At 54.6% G+C, this 19672-nt stretch carries 11 protein-coding genes; 5 read left to right on the top strand and 6 right to left on the bottom strand.

Features of this window, described 5'->3' with window-relative positions:
• Window positions 1-72: 72 nt before the first annotated feature.
• A complete protein-coding gene (locus FYC48_RS27190; RefSeq protein ID WP_149499984.1) occupies window positions 73-1233 on the bottom strand; it encodes a hypothetical protein in 1161 nt (386 codons plus the stop codon).
• 165 nt (window positions 1234-1398) lie between these two features.
• Here FYC48_RS27190 and FYC48_RS27185 point away from each other — a divergent pair, with 165 nt between their 5' ends.
• The 3 genes from FYC48_RS27185 to FYC48_RS27175 all read left to right on the top strand — a co-directional run bounded on the left by FYC48_RS27185 (window position 1399) and on the right by FYC48_RS27175 (window position 5769).
• Entirely contained in the window at window positions 1399-1683 is a 285-nt protein-coding gene (locus FYC48_RS27185) for a hypothetical protein (protein ID WP_149499925.1), read from the top strand.
• 340 nt (window positions 1684-2023) lie between these two features.
• Window positions 2024-4747, top strand: a complete 2724-nt coding sequence (locus FYC48_RS27180) for a PSD1 and planctomycete cytochrome C domain-containing protein (RefSeq protein WP_149499924.1) — start codon at window positions 2024-2026, stop codon at window positions 4745-4747.
• 302 nt (window positions 4748-5049) lie between these two features.
• A complete protein-coding gene (locus tag FYC48_RS27175; protein ID WP_149499923.1) occupies window positions 5050-5769 on the top strand; it encodes a PEP-CTERM sorting domain-containing protein in 720 nt (239 codons plus the stop codon).
• 113 nt (window positions 5770-5882) lie between these two features.
• On the opposite strand, the gene FYC48_RS27170 is transcribed toward FYC48_RS27175, so the two are convergent.
• On the bottom strand, window positions 5883-7346 hold the full coding sequence (locus tag FYC48_RS27170; RefSeq protein ID WP_235034462.1) for a DUF1501 domain-containing protein: 1464 nt from the start codon (window positions 7344-7346) through the stop codon (window positions 5883-5885).
• On the bottom strand, window positions 7343-10141 hold the full coding sequence (locus FYC48_RS27165; protein WP_149499922.1) for a PSD1 and planctomycete cytochrome C domain-containing protein: 2799 nt from the start codon (window positions 10139-10141) through the stop codon (window positions 7343-7345). The genes FYC48_RS27170 and FYC48_RS27165 overlap by 4 nt, the downstream gene beginning before the upstream one ends.
• Before the next feature lie 428 nt (window positions 10142-10569).
• Here FYC48_RS27165 and FYC48_RS27160 point away from each other — a divergent pair, with 428 nt between their 5' ends.
• Entirely contained in the window at window positions 10570-14634 is a 4065-nt protein-coding gene (locus tag FYC48_RS27160) for a chemotaxis protein CheB (RefSeq protein WP_149499921.1), read from the top strand.
• A gap of 5 nt (window positions 14635-14639) precedes the next feature.
• Window positions 14640-15191 carry a PAS domain-containing protein gene (locus FYC48_RS27155; RefSeq protein ID WP_149499920.1) on the top strand — a complete coding sequence of 184 codons (552 nt, stop codon included), beginning with the start codon at window positions 14640-14642 and terminating at the stop codon, window positions 15189-15191.
• A gap of 318 nt (window positions 15192-15509) precedes the next feature.
• On the opposite strand, the gene FYC48_RS27150 is transcribed toward FYC48_RS27155, so the two are convergent.
• The 3 genes from FYC48_RS27150 to FYC48_RS27140 form a co-directional block, all read right to left on the bottom strand.
• Window positions 15510-16463, bottom strand: a complete 954-nt coding sequence (locus FYC48_RS27150) for a sugar phosphate isomerase/epimerase family protein (protein WP_149499919.1) — start codon at window positions 16461-16463, stop codon at window positions 15510-15512.
• A gap of 61 nt (window positions 16464-16524) precedes the next feature.
• Window positions 16525-17916, bottom strand: coding sequence for a sigma-54-dependent transcriptional regulator (locus tag FYC48_RS27145; protein WP_149499918.1), 1392 nt, complete (start codon window positions 17914-17916; stop codon window positions 16525-16527).
• A 188-nt stretch (window positions 17917-18104) separates the two neighbouring features.
• The gene (locus tag FYC48_RS27140) at window positions 18105-19619 is read right to left on the bottom strand and encodes a sensor histidine kinase (protein WP_149499917.1); all 1515 of its coding nucleotides are present in this window, start codon (window positions 19617-19619) and stop codon (window positions 18105-18107) included.
• Between the last annotated feature and the right edge of the window lie 53 nt (window positions 19620-19672).

The raw sequence follows: 19672 nt of genomic DNA, 5'->3' as shown, positions 1-19672 counted from the left end.
TGCTGCATCTGGCGGACCAATCAGTCTGATGCGACACAGAAAAACGACGATGGTCCCAATCCGCCCGGGAAATCACGAGGCGCGAAGCATGATTCCGATGGCTTCCAGGTAACGTTGGACTGTCTCCGGATCGACGTCGCGCCATCCGGCTGACTTATGTCGCAAGATCGATAGTTTCATCGATTCGACGGCATCGGTAAGATCATCGGGCAAATCAGGCAGTCCCATGAAGGGTTGCACCGGATCGGCAGGCTGGGCATTTTCTTCGCCAGCATCGGGATCGACCGTTTCACCGCTGGGTGCCGGTGGAGCTTGGCCCCCCATCGTTTGTAGCTCTTCTTCCTCGCCGAAGTCGGGGCCTTCAAACGTGGGACCTGCAGCCGTTCCAGAGCCCTCGTTGTCGTACTCACGATTGCTGCCACCGCCCTGTGCCGGTTCGGTGATGTCGGTGACGTCCTCGTCGGTGTCGACTTCGATGATCTGGCTGGCTGTCGGTCGATTGCTTTCGACGGCACCTTCGGCCTTCCAGCGACTTTCACGCATCGCCGAGATGCTCCACTTTTCTTTGGCCGCCCCTTCCAGCCACATTGGTGCGTCTTCCCAGTCAAGCGCGGCCAGGAAATGGCTCCAATACAGATTTTCATAGCTCTGAAAAGAGTCGCCGAACCGCTCATACACACGGCGGAGCCGCCCGACGTGCGGGGACGTGACCCCACCGACTCGCCGCGACCAGGCTTCGTCACTGTACTGGGTCGCATCGACTCCCGACGCAATCAACTTGGCGCGCCACTCGCTGATGATCTTGCCTTTTTCCCAGTTCGTCGTGCTGATCAGTTTATTCCACAGTCCGACGTAGGGTTCGGCAAGCTCGCTAGCTCGTTCCAAGTCTTCCGCCGCGATCGCTTGCGATTGAGCCTCTTCACCGTTATTTTCCGCTTTGTCCCAAGCTGCTTTAGCAGCATCGAGATCTTCGTCTTTGATCGGTTCAGCGGCAGACTCGTCCGAATCGCCCGTCACCGAAGCCTCGTCCGTCGACGCCTCGATCGCCGACACGCCGTCGGCGACGGAGCTTGCTTCGGGAGAAGGCTCGACTTCCGACAAGGGTTCCGCTTCGGTCGTCGCAGTGGCCTTCGCACTCGCCTCATCAGCGACTTGCGTTGGATCCTCGGATGGATTGGTGACAGCGTCTTGGTCGACGGGGCTGGCGTTTCCGTTGAAATCTTCCTGATTCATCGTGGCAGCGAGTTCCTTGGGGAAAAAAAAGAAGAAACGATGAACTTCGATGTAGCCCACGTACGCTAGTCGATCGAACGTGAAACTGGAAACGCTCTTGCCGGTCGGTTGCCCGGAGTCCGCGATTTTCCAATCCGCAGACGACAGCTAGGCAAAGTTTGACATGTGGAAACTCTGTCGACCTTGGCGATCAAATATCGCATCGTCTCTGGATCGAAAGCAGCCCTCTCGATCGAAGACTGGTTGATCAAAGGCAGAGCGATCAAAGACAGAGCGATCGCCTCGCCGCTTCGGACGGTTTCCAACTTGATCGCCACCGCCGCAAGAAGAGTGGTGTCTCGATCGAGTCGTATCGATGTTGGCTCACGTGATTACCAGAATTCGACGCTGTGTCCGAACCGCCAGGAGAGTACAATGCCGACATCGAATACGAGTACCGGTTTGCCCTAAGAACGTGTGGCCGGTTAGCGTACGCGTTCGGCTCTGGATGCGAGCGAAAGTATTGGCTTGCGACGGAGTCCGCGAGTTGACGTGAATGAACGAGTGCTTCGTCAACCTTTGATTTTGGGATTAGCCGCATGGCGTTAGCCACGGTTTAGGTGCAATCACCGGGGCGAACGCCCGTCGGCTGATGAGCCGAACCCGAACATTGGGGCTAGACGGAGCATGAGTGATTGATCGTAGAGGCCCTACCTGCCCGGCCCGTTCAGTGCCATCCGAGCCCGATCAATCGAACGTCCCACTCGCGTCCCGCCTGTGATCGATCATTTATCCCGCCTGCGATCCCACCATGACCTTCCGATTCCAAACGGTGCTTCGGCATTTCGTTCTAGGCTGCCAATGCAGTTCCTCCGTCCACACGATTCGAACCTTTGCTTCGGCCCTTGTTGCGATCGGCACATTCGTAACGATCACGCACCCTCGTTTGGCGAAAGCGGATACACCCACGGCGTCCAAATTGACCGCCGAACAAGAAACGTTTTTCGAAACGAAAGTGCGTCCGCTTTTGATCGATCGATGCTACGAATGCCACAGTGAAGAGGCGGGCGAAAGTTCTGGCGGTTTGCGACTCGATAACGCAGCGGTCAGTCGCGAAGGTGGCGCGTCCGGCCCAGCGATTGTTCCCGGTGATGTCGATGCTAGTCTGTTGATCGAAGCGATCAATTACGAAAACGTTGACTATCAAATGCCTCCGGAAGGCAAGTTGGAGGACGCCGAAATCGCGACGCTACGAACGTGGATCGAAATGGGGGCCCCGGATCCACGAACGGACAAAAATTCCAGTTCCAAGTCGACGTCGCCAATGGACATCGACCCCCAATCGCATTGGGCGTTTGTTCCGCCGATGCCCGCACCGCATCACGCCGTGATGCATCGAGACGATCATGATGTGATCGATTCACTGGCGCGTGAAATCGCGGACCAAGCAGGCTTGGCAGTTAGCACTCCGGTCGACGACGAACAGATGATCCGTCGTCTGTATTACGACCTCGTCGGACTCCCTCCGACGCTCGAACAGATTCAGACCTTCGTTCAATCGGACTCTGCCGACAAAGTCGAACGCTTGGCGGACCAACTGATCGCTTCCCCCGACTACGGCGAACGGATCGCACGCTACTGGATGGACGTCGCCCGCTACGCCGACACGATCGGATATGCGCTCGCCGGCAAGGACAGAAGACTAAAAGGGAGCGAGCGTTATCGTGATTGGTTGATCGACGCATTCGCCCAAGACATGCCATTCGATCAAATGGTCAGACTGCAGTTGGCCGCCGATCGCATCGACCCCGACAACGCCAACGGCAATTTGGATGCGATGGGTTTCTTGACAATCGGTAGACGCTACCTCAATGGTTACGACACGATCGATGATCGGATCGACGTGATCACAAGAGGACTGCTTGGACTGACGGTCGCCTGCGCCCGTTGCCACGATCACAAGTTCGATCCCATTCCGACGAAAGACTACTACTCACTGCTAGGGATCATCCAAAGCAGTGAAGCGAAAGAAGACGGCCCCAGCCCGTTGATGTTGGTCGACAAAGAAACGCCGAGCGACAGTCATGTCTTCCTTCGCGGTCAACCCGGAAACCGAGGTGACATCGCACCGCGGCAGTACCTCACGGCCCTGCGGTCTAACAACGACACGCCATTTAGCGATGGCAGTGGACGCAAAGAACTTGCCGAACGAATCGCCGATGAAAACAACCCGCTCTTCGCGCGTGTCTTCGTCAACCGACTGTGGATGAAATTGATCGGACGTCCCTTCGTCGATTCGACCAGCGACTTTGGTGTTCGGACCGAAGCACCACCGAGCGTCAAGATTCTCGACGAGTTAGCCGCCGACTTCAGTCAACACTGGAGTGTCAAGCGACTGGTTCGACGAATTGTCACGTCACGCATTTATGCTCAATCCGCAACTACCCTCGATCAAAACGCTTTTGATGTCGATCCGGACAATCGCTACCTCGCTCGCGGTAATCGTCGGCGACGCGACTTCGAATCACTTCGCGATTCGCTGACCTTTGTAAGCGGAAAACTCGACCGACAAGTCGGTGGTGCGCCGGTTGAAATCCATCTCGAACGACCGGTTTCCAGACGAACGCTCTACGCCATGATCGACCGGCAGAACCTGCCGTCAATGTTTCGAACGTTCGACATGGCATCGCCGGACAGTCACGCGCCGAAACGCTATTTAACGACTGTCCCTCAGCAGGCGTTGTTCTTGATGAACCATCCTCAAATCGGGATTTTGGCAAATCACTTGGCAGGTCAATTGAGACAGCAACATGCTGACGCCGAACAACAAGCAATCGAAGCATTCCGACAGATTTACGCCCGATCGCCCAGCAACGTCGAACTTCAAGCCGCGGTGGCATACCTCGCCGAACCGGTCGCGAAAACGAAACCCTCGTTCGATTCAAGACTTGCTTGGCGATACGGCACCTCGCCTGCGAATGATGACGGCCGCGTTGACCAGTTCACTGAACTAAAAAAGTTTGTCGGAGCGGTCTGGCAAGACGCAGACCAACTTCCATCGGAATCCGAACTAGGTTATGCGTCGCTGGGTAAAGAGAACGGGCATCCTGGGCGGCGTCATTCCGTTGTCCGACGTTGGACCGTTCCGGCCGACGGGGAAGTGACTCTGGAAGGCAGGATTCGCCATTCCAATGACAAGGGCGACGGAGTCCAACTCGCGATCTGGGCGAACGACGAACTCTTGTTTCGCGAAAGCAAACAGAATGGCACGCGATCATTCGAAGCTTTGCGAACGAAAGTCCACGCCGGTGAAACGGTCGACTTCGTAGTTTCGCCGCAAGCTTCCGACAGCTTCGATAGTTTTAACTTCCGTTGTTCGATTCTACTCGAAGGCGATGACGGAGAACTCTATCAAGGGAATTCAATGACCGACTTCTCCGGTCCCGTTTCGGTCGCCCCCATCGAGCCGCTGGACCGCTTAGGTCAATTGGTGCAAGCGATGCTGATCTCGAACGAATTTGCGTTTGTAGATTAAGCATGCGGATCACCGCGCTGGGGCGCCGGCAATAGAAGATTGTGTGATCGCCTAGATCAACCGGTGATTCCCGCCGAATCTTCGGAAAGGCCGCGAAGCTCGCGCCCTTGGCCGTTCCTTTCTTCGCGGAGAGCTATTGCCTGATCCACATAGCTTCGGACAAATCCGGTTATTCCTGTAATCCGGAAAATATTGATTGACCCATGGGGAAAGGGGGCTCAAAATACCTGAACAGGCGGATATGCAATCAATTTCAGCGTTGTAAATAACACTCGAGCCCGAGCCTGCTTAGGAGTTCTCAGATGCGTGTTGCTTTCTTGTCAATGCTTCTCTCTTATTTTGTGGTCTCGCACGTCCATGCCGGCGTCATATTCCAAGAGGATTTCGAGAGTTCTGTGCCGACCGAAATCACCGTTACAGCGGGTGCGGGACGCGTCGGAACCCAAACTTACTCGAACCATGGATTTGGTTCATGGATGCTGGAAAATGGGACGCCCAACGCAGTCACCACACTCACCCTAAGCGGGCTCGCCCCACACACCAGTATCGACATCGGATTCTCGTTGGGGATTATTGACTCGTGGGATGGAAGTCCGGACACCCCACCGGTTTCACCTGATATTTTCAATGTCTCGGTCGACGGATCGGTGGTGTTCAGCGAGACCTTCGACAACTTTGACGCGGCGGAACAATCCTACGTGCCTCCTGCAGGAGTGGAACTGGCCAGCAGAGTTCCATTGGGATTTGGAGGTGGCATTTTCGACGACTCAGCCTATGACATGTCAAAGGATCCGACGTTTACGAACATCGCACATACCTCGAATACCTTGACAATTCGCTGGTTTACCAGTGGGGCAGGAATTCAGCAATTCGGGGACGAATCTTGGTCGATCGACAACATCATTATTTCGATCAACAACGGCAGCACTGGTGGCAGCGGTACCGTGCCAGAACCGACCTCCGCCATGTTTTGGTTGGGACTCGGCGCGATCGTATCAGTTAGGAAACGCCGTCGAGCGTAGCAAAGCGATTCGTCCAACTTAAGTCTGTGGATCATTGAGCGGCTTTGGCGGCGCCGCTAGCAAACTCGGGCGGAGGAACGAATCGCGGCGTTAGTGCCGCGTGCAGGGTTCGATCATGCCAAGATATTGTGAGCCACATGGCCGGCGACGTCGGTCAGCCGGAAGTCACGACCGGCGTGACGATACGTCAAACGCTCGTGATCGATTCCCATCAGGTGGAGTAACGTCGCGTGCAAGTCGTGGACGTGCATCTTGTTTTCTGCGGCGTAGTAGCCGTAGTCATCAGTCGCGCCATAGGCAAAACCGCCTTTAACACCCCCGCCGGCCATCCACATCGTGAATCCGTGGGGATTATGATCGCGGCCGTTGTTGCCTTGGGCGGTCGGCGTCCGTCCGAATTCGCCGCCCCATAACACCAACGTGTCATCCAACAAGCCGCGGGCTTTAAGATCGGCGAGCAACCCCGCGATTGGCTTGTCCACTTCGGCGGCATTCTTTGAATGACCTTGGTAGAGGTTGCCGTGCTGGTCCCACTGGACTTCACTATCGCTATGAGTGACTTGGATGAACCGGACGCCCCGTTCGGCGAACCGGCGAGCGAGCAGGCACTGATGGCCAAAGTCGGCGGTGACCGGATCGTCCAATCCGTAAAGCTGGCGAGTTGTCTGCGTTTCCGACGTCAGGTCTTGAATTTCGGGGACTTCGGTCTGCATTCGATACGCGAGTTCGAATGATCGCAGGCGTCCTTCCAATGATGCATTCGGCCCCACTTGTCGTAGATGGTCTTGGTTCATTGCGGAGATCAAATCTAACTGCCGTCGCTGTTGCGTTCGGTCCAAACTTGGATGGCTGATGTATTCAATTTTGGACTCCGCGGCCGCCCGACTGGCATTGCCGATGGGTGTTCCCTGGCAATGCGCCGGCAAAAAAGCCGACCCCCAATTGTTGACGCCACCATGAGCCAACGTTGGGCAGATTGTCACAAACGCTGGCAAGTTATCGTTCTCACTTCCCAACCCATAAACGAGCCAACTTCCGAAGCTCGGTCGCACGAATTGGTCGCTGCCGGTGTGTAATTTTAAGGCCGCACCGCCGTGGGCGGGATTCGTGCCGTGGACCGATCGCAGAACACACAAGTCATCGATATGCCGAGCAACGTTGGGAAACAACTCGCTGACCGGCAAACCGGATTCGCCATGACGATGAAACTTCCAGGGGCTCTTAAGCAAATTGCCTTGTTTGGCAAACGTGACCCGCGGTAAATCAAACGGCAATGGCTTCCCATCGTCACGATCGAGCATCGGTTTCGGGTCGAATGTGTCGACGTGTGAAGGGCCACCCTTCATAAACAAAAAGATGACGCGTTTTGCGCGTGCCGGGTGATGTGCGACGACCGTCTCGCCATCGCTCGGGCCTGCCGTCGTCCGTGTCGACGGCGGATCCGCGGTGCTGGCGTTCGGTAGCATCGATGCGAATGCCAAATGCCCAAATCCGATCGCACTGGTGCGCAACCATCGCCGACGGTCGCCGGCAATGTCGTTCGGCATCGCTTCAAATGGTTGGACGTGTCGTTTCATCGCAGATAAATAAACTCGTTGGCGGCAAGAAGACTTTGGCAAAATGCAACCCACGCTTGTTGGGGAGATAGCTGTGATTGCGTCAGAAAGTCGATCGCTCGCCGGACTTCGTTCGGCTCGGGCGGGCGGCCGAACGCGGCAAGGTAGCTCCGTTCGACACGCTGCTGATCGGTCAGTTTGGATTGCCGCATTTGTGACGCCCAGTGCGATGCGGCTTCGATGACCAGCGGGTGATTCATCATCAACAACGCTTGCGGGGCCACGACCGATTGCGATCGATGACCGGTCGGCGTTGTCGGATTGGGGTAATCGAATTGCGAAAGAAATCCACAAAGGTTGTTGCGAATGATCGGTAGGTAAGCGGCCCGGCGATGAGTCTCATACGTCGTATGATCGACCGACGTGTGATCGAAAACAAACTGCCGGTTACGCAGTGGTACCGTTTTGCCACCAAGCTCCTGATTGAGTAGCCCGGAAACCGAAAGCAAACTGTCTCGGATCGATTCAGCGGACAAGCGTTGCACGTTGGCATGGGAGTGCATTCTGTTTTCAGGATCCAGTACCGCGATCCGTTCGACGTCGGGATGATCGGATCGCATTTGATAGGTTGCCGACAACACGATCATCCGGTGCAATTGCTTTACCGACCACCCCGATCGCATCCATTCGATCGCCAACCAATCAAGCAATTCGGGATGGCTGGGACGATCACCGAGCAATCCAAAGTTCTCGGTCGTCTTGACCAGCGGAACACCAAAGTGCCATCCCCAAACACGGTTGACGAACACTCGAGAAGTCAGCGCATGGCGAGAACTCGCGATCCAACGGGCGAGCTGCAAACGCCCGCTCTGGTTGGAAGGAAAAATGGGACGAACGTCGCTGAAACGAAGCACCGCGGGAAACTCTCGTTTGACGTCTTCCCCAAGATTCAGATGGCTTCCTCGGATATGGATCGGAATCGATTCTTCGGTCGCCATTTCACTAACAGCCATCACGGCGGGTTCGTCCGGCGCGTTGCTTTCGATCTTCCTCGCGACTTCCATCAGACGGTGGTACTCCGCCAGGACATCGGGCGTGAAGGCATACTCCGGCTTGGCAGGGATCGCAAGAAACCCCGTCGCGTCGTTCAGTGCGGTACGAGCCTGCTGGATCAATGCGTCGCGATCGGAATCTGCGTCGATCTGTTCCTGTGATCCAGGTTTGGCGACGGCCGACGCGGCCTGGAAAAGTGGCTGATAGTACGAGCGTACTTCCTCGGCGCGAGCCTGTTGCGATAATCCTTGTCGGTCTATCGAATGCCACGGCACAAAGACAGCGTCATCACGATGAAATTCCAGGTGCCGACGGCAATGATGAAGCACCCGTGAATGCAAGTCGAACCGTTCCGCCACGGATTGGATTTCGATCAGTGTTTGCTGTGGATCAATCATCGTGCAGGCGACCAAGTATTCGGTTGCCTTCGTTCTCGCTTCCTGACGCAGCTGATTGATCTGAGTCGACTTGTACGATGCCGCCGCTTGTTTCGCTTTCTGAATCTCGGAGTCGACCTGTTTGAACACCGCGAGTTGATCTTGGGTCACCAAAGAGTGTTCATACCAGTGTTTAATCGCTCCGGTGCGACTATCGGCAAAGGTCTGCGTGCTTTTGAAAATTGCCGCCAGTGCGTAGTAGTCTTCTTGTGTCAGTGGATCGAATTTGTGGTCATGGCATCGCACGCAGCCGAGCGTCATTCCCATGAATGCCTTGCCGATCGTGTCGATTTGTTCGTCGATGGTGTCCATCATCAACTTTTCACGATCTGGTTCGGCGAGAACTTTTGCGCCCAGGGCAAGAAACCCCGTTCCGGAGATAGTCTCGGTTGTCGCCCCAGGTACCAAGTCCCCGGCGATTTGTTCGATCACGAATTGATCGAACGGTTTATCGCGGTTGAACGAATCGACGACGTAATCGCGATATCGCCACGCGTTTCCAAAAGCCAGGTTTTCGTCGAGTCCATTGGAATCGGCATACCTGGCAACGTCCAACCAATGTCTCCCCCAACGCACACCATAGCTGGGAGACTGCAACAATTCGTCGACCACTTTCGTAAATGCTTCGTCAGACTGATCGGTTAGAAACGCATCAATCTGCTCTGGCGTTGGTGGCAAACCGACCAAGTCGTGATAGACACGGCGAATCAGTGTTCGGCGATCTGCCGCCGGCGCTGGTTGCAGCCGATTCGCCTCCAATTTCGCAAGAACAAATCGGTCGATCGGTGTCTTCACCCAGTCGGAATCTTTGACTCCGGGCAAAGGCACCGACCGAATCGGCTGAAACGACCAAAATGATTCGATCGCATCGGGATCACTGGTCTGGTTGCCGGCCACCGGCTGGGGAGGAGGCTCCTCCGGAAGCATGGGCTTGCGGGGATCGGGCAAGCCCAATTCGACCCAGCGCTCGAAAACTTTGATTTGTGGGTCGGTCAGTTTTCCCGAAGGTGGCATTCGCAATCGCTCGCTTTGATAACGAACGGCTTCGATCATCAAGCTGCCGCTGATATCGCCCGGAACCGCGGCGGCCCCAGAATCGCCACCTTTCATGATTCGGTCAAACGAGTCGAGCGAAAGCCCCCCATCGGCTTCGTCGCCGCCGTGACAATCCAAGCAATGTTCGATCAGCAGTGGTCGTACTTCTTTTTCAAAAAATTCGACCTGCGTCAGGTCCAAAACAGTCGTGTCGTTTCCAACCGCCAGCATTGACGGTATCAAAATCAGCACGAAGACGCGTACAACAGCAGACAGCCAATTCGAATGCATTGGATGCGGCGACCTGGCGAGCGGGGAGGAAGGCGGCAGTGATGGAACGCCGGTTGCAGGGCCAAATCCTTGTCGCCTGTCGACGGAGCAAAGCTCTAGCGGCGGGGTCAGAAATGGCTCCTACAACGCCGCAAATTGTACCATAAATCACTGGTGTGATGCGCAAGCTCAAGACCGCATTCTCCTCCCCCTTCCCAGACGAGCCCCTGTGCCAAACGAGAAACCGTCGTCAGCCGATACACAAAATACCGGTGTGGATCGGCCGTAACGATGGAGCAATGTCAGTTGTGCATCATAGAAACGAGAGATCTTGCTTCAGACGATGCCCTTGGGGAGCCCATTCTCCGGCTGATACACTTCCATTGATACAATCGCGGATGCTTGTCGTGGTCGCTTGTCTGCTACCTGTGAATTTTTGAACCCATCGAATGCCCAACGAAATTAGTGAACCTTCTGAATCGACGGCGTTACCGCGTTTCATCGTCGGAATTGGAGCCTCCGCCGGTGGTCTCGAGTCTTTAGAGCGTTTCTTTGATCGGATCGATCCATCGTTCGAGGCAACCTATGTGGTCGTCCAGCACTTGTCTCCGGATCACGAGACGATGATGGATGCGCTTTTAAAACGCCACACCGTGATGCAGGTTTCCATTGCCAGCGAGGGGCAAACGCTTCAGCGGAGTCATGTTTATGTGATGCCTCCGAAAAAGGAAATCACGCTCGATGGCCTCACGATTCGGCTGCACGATCAAATCCGTGGCGAAGTTCCCCACTTACCGATCGATCGTTTTTTTCGCTCGCTTGCTGAGAACACTGATGTGATCAAAGCCGGTATCGTGCTTTCGGGAACCGGTAGTGATGGCTCTCGCGGTATCGTCGAGATTTATCGCTCGGGTGGTTTGGTGATTGTGGAGTCGGAGGCGAGCGCGAAGTTTTCCGGCATGCCGACGGCCGCCGCGGCGACGGGCGTCGTCGAGTTCACGCTACCGCCGGAGTCGATGGGTGATTCGCTCAAGCGATGGTTCTTTGATCGTCAATCGGATCATGAATCGAGCGCATTTTCGTCTCATGACGATGAACAACAACAAATCTTTCGGCTGTTGCGAGACCACTGCCAAATCAACTTCGCCAACTACAAACCATCGACGGTGACGCGCCGACTGGATCGCCGACTGGCGCTTCGCGGGGTTCAAACGCTGTCCGAATACATCGACATTCTGAACCGGGAAACCGATGAATTGGACGAACTCTATCGCGACATGCTGATCGGTGTCACGAAGTTCTTTCGTGATCCGTCGTGTTGGGACTACCTGGAATCGAAAGTATTCGATGATCTGTTCGTCAAGGCAGATCCCAAACGAGGCGTTCGTGTCTGGATTGCCGGTTGTGCGACCGGTGAAGAAGCCTATTCGATGGCGATGGCATTGCACGAAGCCCGGGAGCGTTTGAAATCGCCGGTCGAATTCAAGGTGTTCGCCAGTGACGTCCACCCTGGATCGATCAAAATCGCTACGCAGGGTTACTATCCGTCCGACGCCCTTACGAACGTCTCGCTACCCAGGCTCGAAAACTTTTTCAATCGAAGTGGGGAAGGCTATTACATCTGCAAGGAAATTCGTTCGTCGGTTGTGTTCGCGATTCATAATGTCCTTCAAGACCCGCCATTCACCGATATCGATCTCATCTCTTGCCGCAACCTTTTGATCTACTTTGATCTTCACGGTCAGCGAAAAGCGATGTCCATGTTTCATTTTGGCCTGCGACGCAATGGAATTTTGTTTCTCGGCCCTAGCGAAACCACCGGTCGATTGAGTGAGGAATTTGCAACTGTCGACGAGCGGTGCAAGGTTTACTCCAAACGAAATGATTCGAAACTCCCACATGGCATCGATCTACCGCTACAAATTCAACCGAAGTCGTTGATCGAACCCTATTCATTTCAACCCGATCGATCGCCGCAGCGGGAACGTCTGCGAAATTACGATCGCATCCTCGATCACATGATGCCGGCAACGGTCTTGATCGATTCACATCGCCGAGTATTGGAAAGCTTTGGCGGAATCGAACGCTTTTTGCGTGTCCCCCGTCGACTGTTTAGCAACGATCTATTGGATGTCGCCCCGGCGGATCTACAAGCACCGCTATCGGCCTTGTTTCGCAGGGTGCAAAAAGACAAAACCAAAGTCAAGTTGCCCGTTACCGGCGTCCTTTTGCCGTCGGGAAACCGGGGTGACCTGGATGTCATTATTGATCCGGTCCCTGGTGACTCCGAGGAAACACCGCTTTACCTCGTCCGTTTCACCGTCCGCGAATCGATCCGCACGGAAACTCGCAAAGACGGCGACTCCGATGCAACCATGATGAAAATGTCGCATGATGATCGAGAGCTCAACGAACGAATTAAGACACTCGAGGAAGAATTGCTTCACTCGCGTGAAAACTTACAAGCGACAATCGAAGAACTTGAATCGAGCAACGAAGAGTTGCAGTCGACTAACGAAGAATTGATCTCCTCCAACGAAGAGCTACAGAGTACCAACGAGGAACTTAACAGCGTTAACGAAGAGCTGCACACCGTCAACGTCGAGTACCAAAACAAGAACGCCGAGCTACGGGAGTTGAATGATGACATCAATCATCTCTTCGGAAGCACCGATATTGGGACCATCTTCCTTGACAGCTCACTTGCGATTCGACGTTTTACTCCGCGTGTCGCGTCCATTTTTGATCTGCGTGCACAAGATATAGGCCGGCCGTTAAGAACGTTCTCGCATAGTTTAAAGGTCGATCAACTTAACGAACTGACTGAAAAAGTGCTTCGCGACGGCGAGAAGTTCGAACAAGAAGTCGAGGACGTTCACGATCATCATTATGTATTGCGGATACATCCATACACAATCGAAGATCGGATTGCCGGCGTCATCGTGACGTTGACCGACATCACCCGCCTCGTCGAATCACGAAGGCTCGCCGAAAAGTATCAGCGGCGATTGCAACGGGCCATCGATGCCGTCCCCATTCTCGTTTCCTATGTCAGCAGTGATGAGGTTTATCAATACGCCAACCAAGCGTACTTTGATTGGCTACGATGTGACCGCGACGAAGTGCTCGGACGATCGGTTCGTGACGTCATCGGTCCGCGAGCGTATCAGAACAGCAAACCTCATATCAGGGCGGTGCTCGAAGGACACTCGCAGTTCTTCGAGCAAGAACTGCCTACGCCCAACGGTGTGATTCACCTTACCGTTTCTTATATCCCTGACGTCAATCGCAAAGGCCATGTCGTTGGCTTTTATGTGTCCGCCGCCAATGTCACTTCATTGAAGCGAGCCGAACGGGAACTCGCCGCGGCCGTCGAATCGGCAAAAAATGCCAACCGAGCCAAAAGCGATTTCCTGGCTAAAATGAGCCATGAAATCCGCAGCCCGATGACATCGATCCTTGGTTTTGCCGACATCCTAGATGAGCAACTCAACGACCCCGATAACCGAAATGCGATCGACATCATTCGCAGCAATGGACAACACTTGCTGAACCTGATCAACGAAATCCTAGATTTGTCGAAGATCGAATCAGGCAACCTCGAACTTGACGAAGACCATTTCGATTTGGCAGACCTACTGATGGAATGCCACAATACGGTGTTGCCTAAGGCGGAACGGAATAACGTCGAACTTCGGTTGAATCTCGACAAATCGACTTCGGCCTGCATTCGCAGCGACCGACGGCGATTGCGTCAGATTGTTCTCAATCTGTTGACGAACGCCGTAAAATTCGCTCCCGAAGGTCAAGTCGTGTTGGCTTGCAAACGCGAAGGCGACGAATTCTCCATCGCCGTCTCCGACGATGGTTGTGGAATTGCCGAACAGACGTTGCCACAATTGTTTCAACCCTTCTGCCAAGCCGACGATTCGTCGATCCGCAAGCACGAAGGAACAGGGCTCGGCCTGACCATTACGAGACAGTTGGTCAACCAGATGAATGGAACGATCACGGTCGAAAGTGTCGTCGAGAAAGGAACGACTTTCACCGTCAACTTGCCCTGGCAGCCCGGGCGAGAAGTCGTGTGCCAGGAATCACTCCCTCAACTGAGAAAACTGCCGAGCCTAACGCATAAAAAAATCTTGGTGATAGACGATCGCCGTGACATTCGTTTCATCGCCGAACACCTGCTCGTCGATGCCGGCGCCCAAGTCACGACGGCCGAGAATGGCCAAGACGGACTAGAGAAGGCCGTGGCAGCTAGCAGTGCCGGTGCCCCATTCGACTGTATCGTCACCGATATTCAAATGCCCGAGATGGATGGATACGAAACCGCTTCTCGGATGCGTAACGAAGGCTACATCGGACCGATCTTGGCGCTAAGTGCTTCGGCAATGGCGTCGGATCGCGAAGAAGCGTTGGCGTCCGGATGCAACGAACACATGGCCAAACCAATCAACCGGACTCAATTCATTCGCACAATCGCCCGACTGACCGGCCTCCTGCCAAAGTAGCGCCCATGCCTGACCAACTTCCTATTGTGACGTATGCGATTGATGCAGACGATCGGCTAACGGATTTGAACGAACAGTGGGCCGAGTTCGCCAATCTAAATGACGCCGGGCAATCTTTGCATCCCGAATCAGTCCTCGGCAAACCGATCTGGGACTATGTCCGTGACCGAGGCCTGCAAAACATCTATCGGAAACTGATCGAACGCGTCCGGAAAACACAAGAGCGGATCGATTTCGCTTTCCGATGTGACTCGCCATTGTTCCGACGCTACATGCGGATGACGATTGAAGGGCGTGTCGATGGGCATGTCTTGTTTATCAGCCGCACCGAATCCATCGTCAAACGTTCGGAGCGTGAGCAGCGTTTGGCGCACGCATTTCAGGGATCATTCACCATCCGCCAGTGCAGTATGTGCAATCTGTTTCAGCTGAAAAACGGAGTTTGGGTCGAAGCCGATCAATTGGTTCAGCGATCCGACGCACTGACGAACGACCAGACAGCAATGATCATTTGGGCGATTTGTCCGCAGTGCCGAAAACAGATGTCAAACGTCTGAACCATGCGACGCCCATCACGGTCAAGGAATCACTCTGAGTGTTGACGCGATCTTGGTTGCCCTCATTGAAATCGCCAGTCCTATCGCTCGGCAGAAAAGCACCTGCGGTGAACGCAAACGCTATCGCACGCGGCTTTCATAACGTGAAACGCGGCTTCGGTTCCGTGTCATTGGAAAGTTTGGACTCGACTCATCAGCCGACGGTCGTTCACCCCTGTTATTGCACCGAAATCGCGGCAAAAGCCATGTGGCTAGTCCAACTATCAGAAGGTGATCGAGCCCGCGCTAGCTGAATAGACTAATCATCGGAGATCGCCGCTACAATGAAACAGCAGCGTGCAACGCTTTCGAAACCGCCGCGCATGCGGGATCGTTGTCCATCCGATTCAATGCTTGATTGAACGGCTCAGCTCGAACGGGCCCAACATAGCCGACATCGATCAATGCCTGGACGAATGATTTCGTATCGATCACGCCCGTCGCGACGGGAAGTTCACGACGATTGTCAAGTTGTTCATCGATCGGAATACCGGTGGGGGCATCATTCAAGTCACAACCGACAATCTGCTTTGCGTCTAAAGAACGAATGTCGTCGGCTGTCTCCCCGGCAGTGTACCAATGCCACGTGTCAAGCACGAAGCCAATGTTGGAGACGCCGATCGCTTCATGCAATTCCGCTGTTTCTTTCATCGTATGAACGAACGAGTATCGGCGACCGTGCCGCAGCGTTGGCGTGCCGACGTACTCTAGCCCGAACCTTAAACCATGGTTTTGAAGGACCTTGGCAATCTCACGGAGACGGGACGCGTGTTGCTTGAAGTTTTCCAGGTAGGTCAGATCGTCGTGTCCGGGCATGATCCAAGTGCCCATCCGATCGACCCCCGCACGCTGCAACGCTGCGGCTAGTCGGGGTAATTCCGCCAGATCCTTTTTAAACCGAGCTTCGTCTTCGCGGAACTGTACCGGTAAGCCGCTCGACCCCCAAACGAGTTTTCGTCGTTTTAGTTCGGCCAACAATTCGGCGTTCTCGTCATCCGTAAGTGCCGCGAGCGCCTGGGGTGACGCCGCGACCGATTCGAAGCCATGCTTCTCAGCCAACTCGATCGCTTCGTTTTGATTCGCTTTTACCCCAATGCTTCCCCAACGCAAATCAATCGTGAATCGCCGTTTTCCGGAAGCCGATTCGTCGGCAAACATGTTGGCCATCGCAAACTGTGAAAGCGCGGCGGCAGACACGGTGGAAGCAATCAGTGATCGACGGTTGAGATTCATCGTGTAAATCGTGATGGTGGGACAGTTGGTGATTGAGAGTCCGACATCATATCCGATCGCATCAGTCTTCGTCGTCTTTGCGTTTCAGTTTGCGATAGAGCGTTTTGCGATCGACCCCCAGTATCTTCGCCGCCTGAGTTCGGTTGCCTTCGACCGCTTGCAATACGTGTTCGATGTATCGTTCTTCCAAATCTTCCAGCGACATCAACTCGGAAGGATCATCGCCGCCGATAAAAACGGTCGATGGCTGGTGTTCGCGGACTTTTTCGGGCAAATCTTCGATGGTGATCGAATCGTATTGCGTCAGTGCGACGGCACGCTGCATCACGTTCCTCAACTCACGAACGTTCCCGGGCCAACGGTACGATAATAACTTTTCGACTGCGGGTTTAGAGATCCCGGAAACTTGCTTTCCGGCTTGCTTTGCAAACCGTTCGATCGAGTGCAAGGCTAATTCCAAAACGTCGGTTCCTCGCGAGCGAAGCGGCGGCAGCGACAACTGAATGACGTTGATTCGAAAGAAAAGATCTTGGCGAAAGTCTCCTGACTCGACGGCAGACTCCAAATCACGGTTGGTCGCGGCTAGCACTCGCACATCAAATTCAATTTCTCGGTCCCCGCCGACCGGACGCAGACGTGATTCTTCGAGTGCGCGAAGCAGTTTGACCTGCATGCTCATCGGCATGTCTCCGATCTCGTCTAAAAACAGCGTCCCACCTTGCGCCTCGAGGAACAAACCCTTTCGATCGGTTCGCGCATCGGTGAAAGAACCTTTCGCATGACCGAACAATTCGCTTTCAATCAATGACTCCGATATCGCCGCACAGTTAACGGCAACGAAAGGCTGATCACTTCGACCGCTCAATCGGTGAATTGATTTGGCGACCACCTCTTTCCCGGTACCGCTTTCTCCGGTGATCAAGATCGGCGCGTCGCTAGGGCTAACACGGCGAATCTGATCTCGCAGATGGTCCATCACTTCGCTCTGACCGATCAAGTCGGGGAAGTCACCCGAATGCTCTTGGTTCTCGGCGAGAAGACGAATCTGCTCTGATAAACTGCGATGCTGCGCGGCGCGTTGGATCACCATCCGCAACACCTGCATTTCGACAGGCTTGGTCACGAAGTCGTAAGCGCCGCCCCGGATCGCTTCGACGGCGGTTTCCAGGTTGCCGAAAGCGGTCATCACCACGACCGGAATGTCCGGGCGCAATGCATGTATTTGACGGCACAGTTCCAACCCCGATGTTCCGGGCATTCGCACATCAGTCAATACGACATCCACGTTTCGCTCATGCAATCGCTCGATCGCTTGGTTTGCGTTTTGGCAAACCATGGTGTCGAAACCACTGAGGACCAATGCGGCTTGGACCAGATCACACATCGACTTGTCATCGTCGACGATCATGATTGTTTCGGAAGATTTCTCGTCTGGGGAGGCGTTTTCATTCATGGCTGCGTTGCATACTTCATTGCTAATGCTGCGTTCAAATTGAAACTTCAAGTGCGAGTTTTCAGCCGACCGGTGTGAACCCAGGTGATTGCTTCGAAACCGTGGCGAACGCTCTATGGTTGATGCCGGACTGGAGCTGCGAAACCGTGGCTAACGCCATACGGCTGATGCTGAATTGGAACAATGCACTAGCCCTGGTCATTCGCCCCTTCTTCGTTATTAGACTGCTTTGGCAAGTGCACCGTAAATGCTGCACCGCTACCCGGCTGGCTGGACACTTCGATGCGTCCCCCATGTTCATGAACGATGCCATGAACGATCGAAAGCCCCAAGCCGGTGCCCTCGCCAATGTCTTTGGTCGTAAAAAACGGATCGAATAATTGATTCAAATGTTCTGCGGAGATTCCATCACCGTCGTCGGCGACCACGATCAAGACCTCTGAAGATTCCTGGGGTGACGTTGCCGACACATGGACACGGACCGCGTTTTGGCTGGATTGAAGTGCGTTGCTAATCAAGTTCGTGAGGACTTGCTGCATCTGCCCGCTGTCGACTTCGGCACTTAAGTCGTCTCCGCTAAATGATGTTTCGATGGTCGAATTCGTCTTCCGCGCGATCGGCTGAAGAAGCTGACAGGTGTCCTCAATGATTTGACTTAAGTCTGCCTTTTGTCGACTCGACGAACCATTTCTCGCGAAGGCCAGCAGACTCGAAATGGTCTTTGTAATCCGGTCGCACTGGGTACGAATTTGCCGACAACTGCTACGGATAGCCTCGCCCGACAATTCGCCCGCTTCGATCAGTTCCGCGTGGCCCGCGACCACGTTTAGCGGCGTCCCGATTTCGTGAGCCACGCCGGCAGCGATCCGGCCGACCGAACGCAGCCGATCGGCATGCCGAAGTTGATCGACCGCGGCTAGTCGAGCCGCCGTTTCAGATTCAATCTTATCGCGTTGGCGATTTAGCCGGTCGCACATTGCGTTGATGGCGACGGCCAAGTCTGCCAATTCGTCGTGTGAATGAATTTCGATTCGTTCGGACAAGTCACCTTCGGCTATACGATTAACGCGATCGATCAGTCGCTGCAGCGGACGTCCCACCATTCGCACGCCGCCAAAATAGACAACTAACGCGGACAGCCCAGCCACACTCAGCAGCGTCAGCAACGTGTCACTCAGCGCTCGCCGTACACGGTTTTCGCTGTCGACGTCTGGCGCGCTAACTTCAAAGTGTTCACGCTCTGCTTTTTCGTCCGGCCTCTCACCCGATGCTGACGATTCCGGATCGACGGGAACGTAGGTATACAGTCGATCGACGCCCTCCGGCTCCGATACCGTGACGGTGGTCACCCGCTGGCTGTAGAAAATTTGATCGATCGGCGCGTGAGGCTGCCGGCTGCGTTCGTCCGACGCCAATTCGACACGTCGGATTTGGATCAAACGCTGCGTCGTAGTTGCCAGCGGAGGATACGAAGTTTGGCGATTAGGATTCGTGATTATGTCCGAGCGTTCGGGACTTTCTCTCGATTGCTGCCTCGATTGCTCCTGCTGCTGTTTGAGCATTTCGGCCAACTCGGTGGCATAGCGTTGGTGCTGTTCGATCGTCGCTTGTTTTTCCCGACGTACGGTGGCAAAGGCGAACACGCCGACGATTAGAAACAGTCCGCAGAGAAACAGCAAAATCAGTTTTGCGGCGAGTCGCATGGCATGTTCGGTCGTAGAAAACGGTACAGGAACAAAAACGGTCGGTGCAAGGT

The organism is Roseiconus lacunae (assembly GCF_008312935.1).
GTDB lineage: Bacteria > Planctomycetota > Planctomycetia > Pirellulales > Pirellulaceae > Stieleria > Stieleria lacunae.
This window is presented reverse-complemented; position numbering and strand designations above follow the sequence as displayed.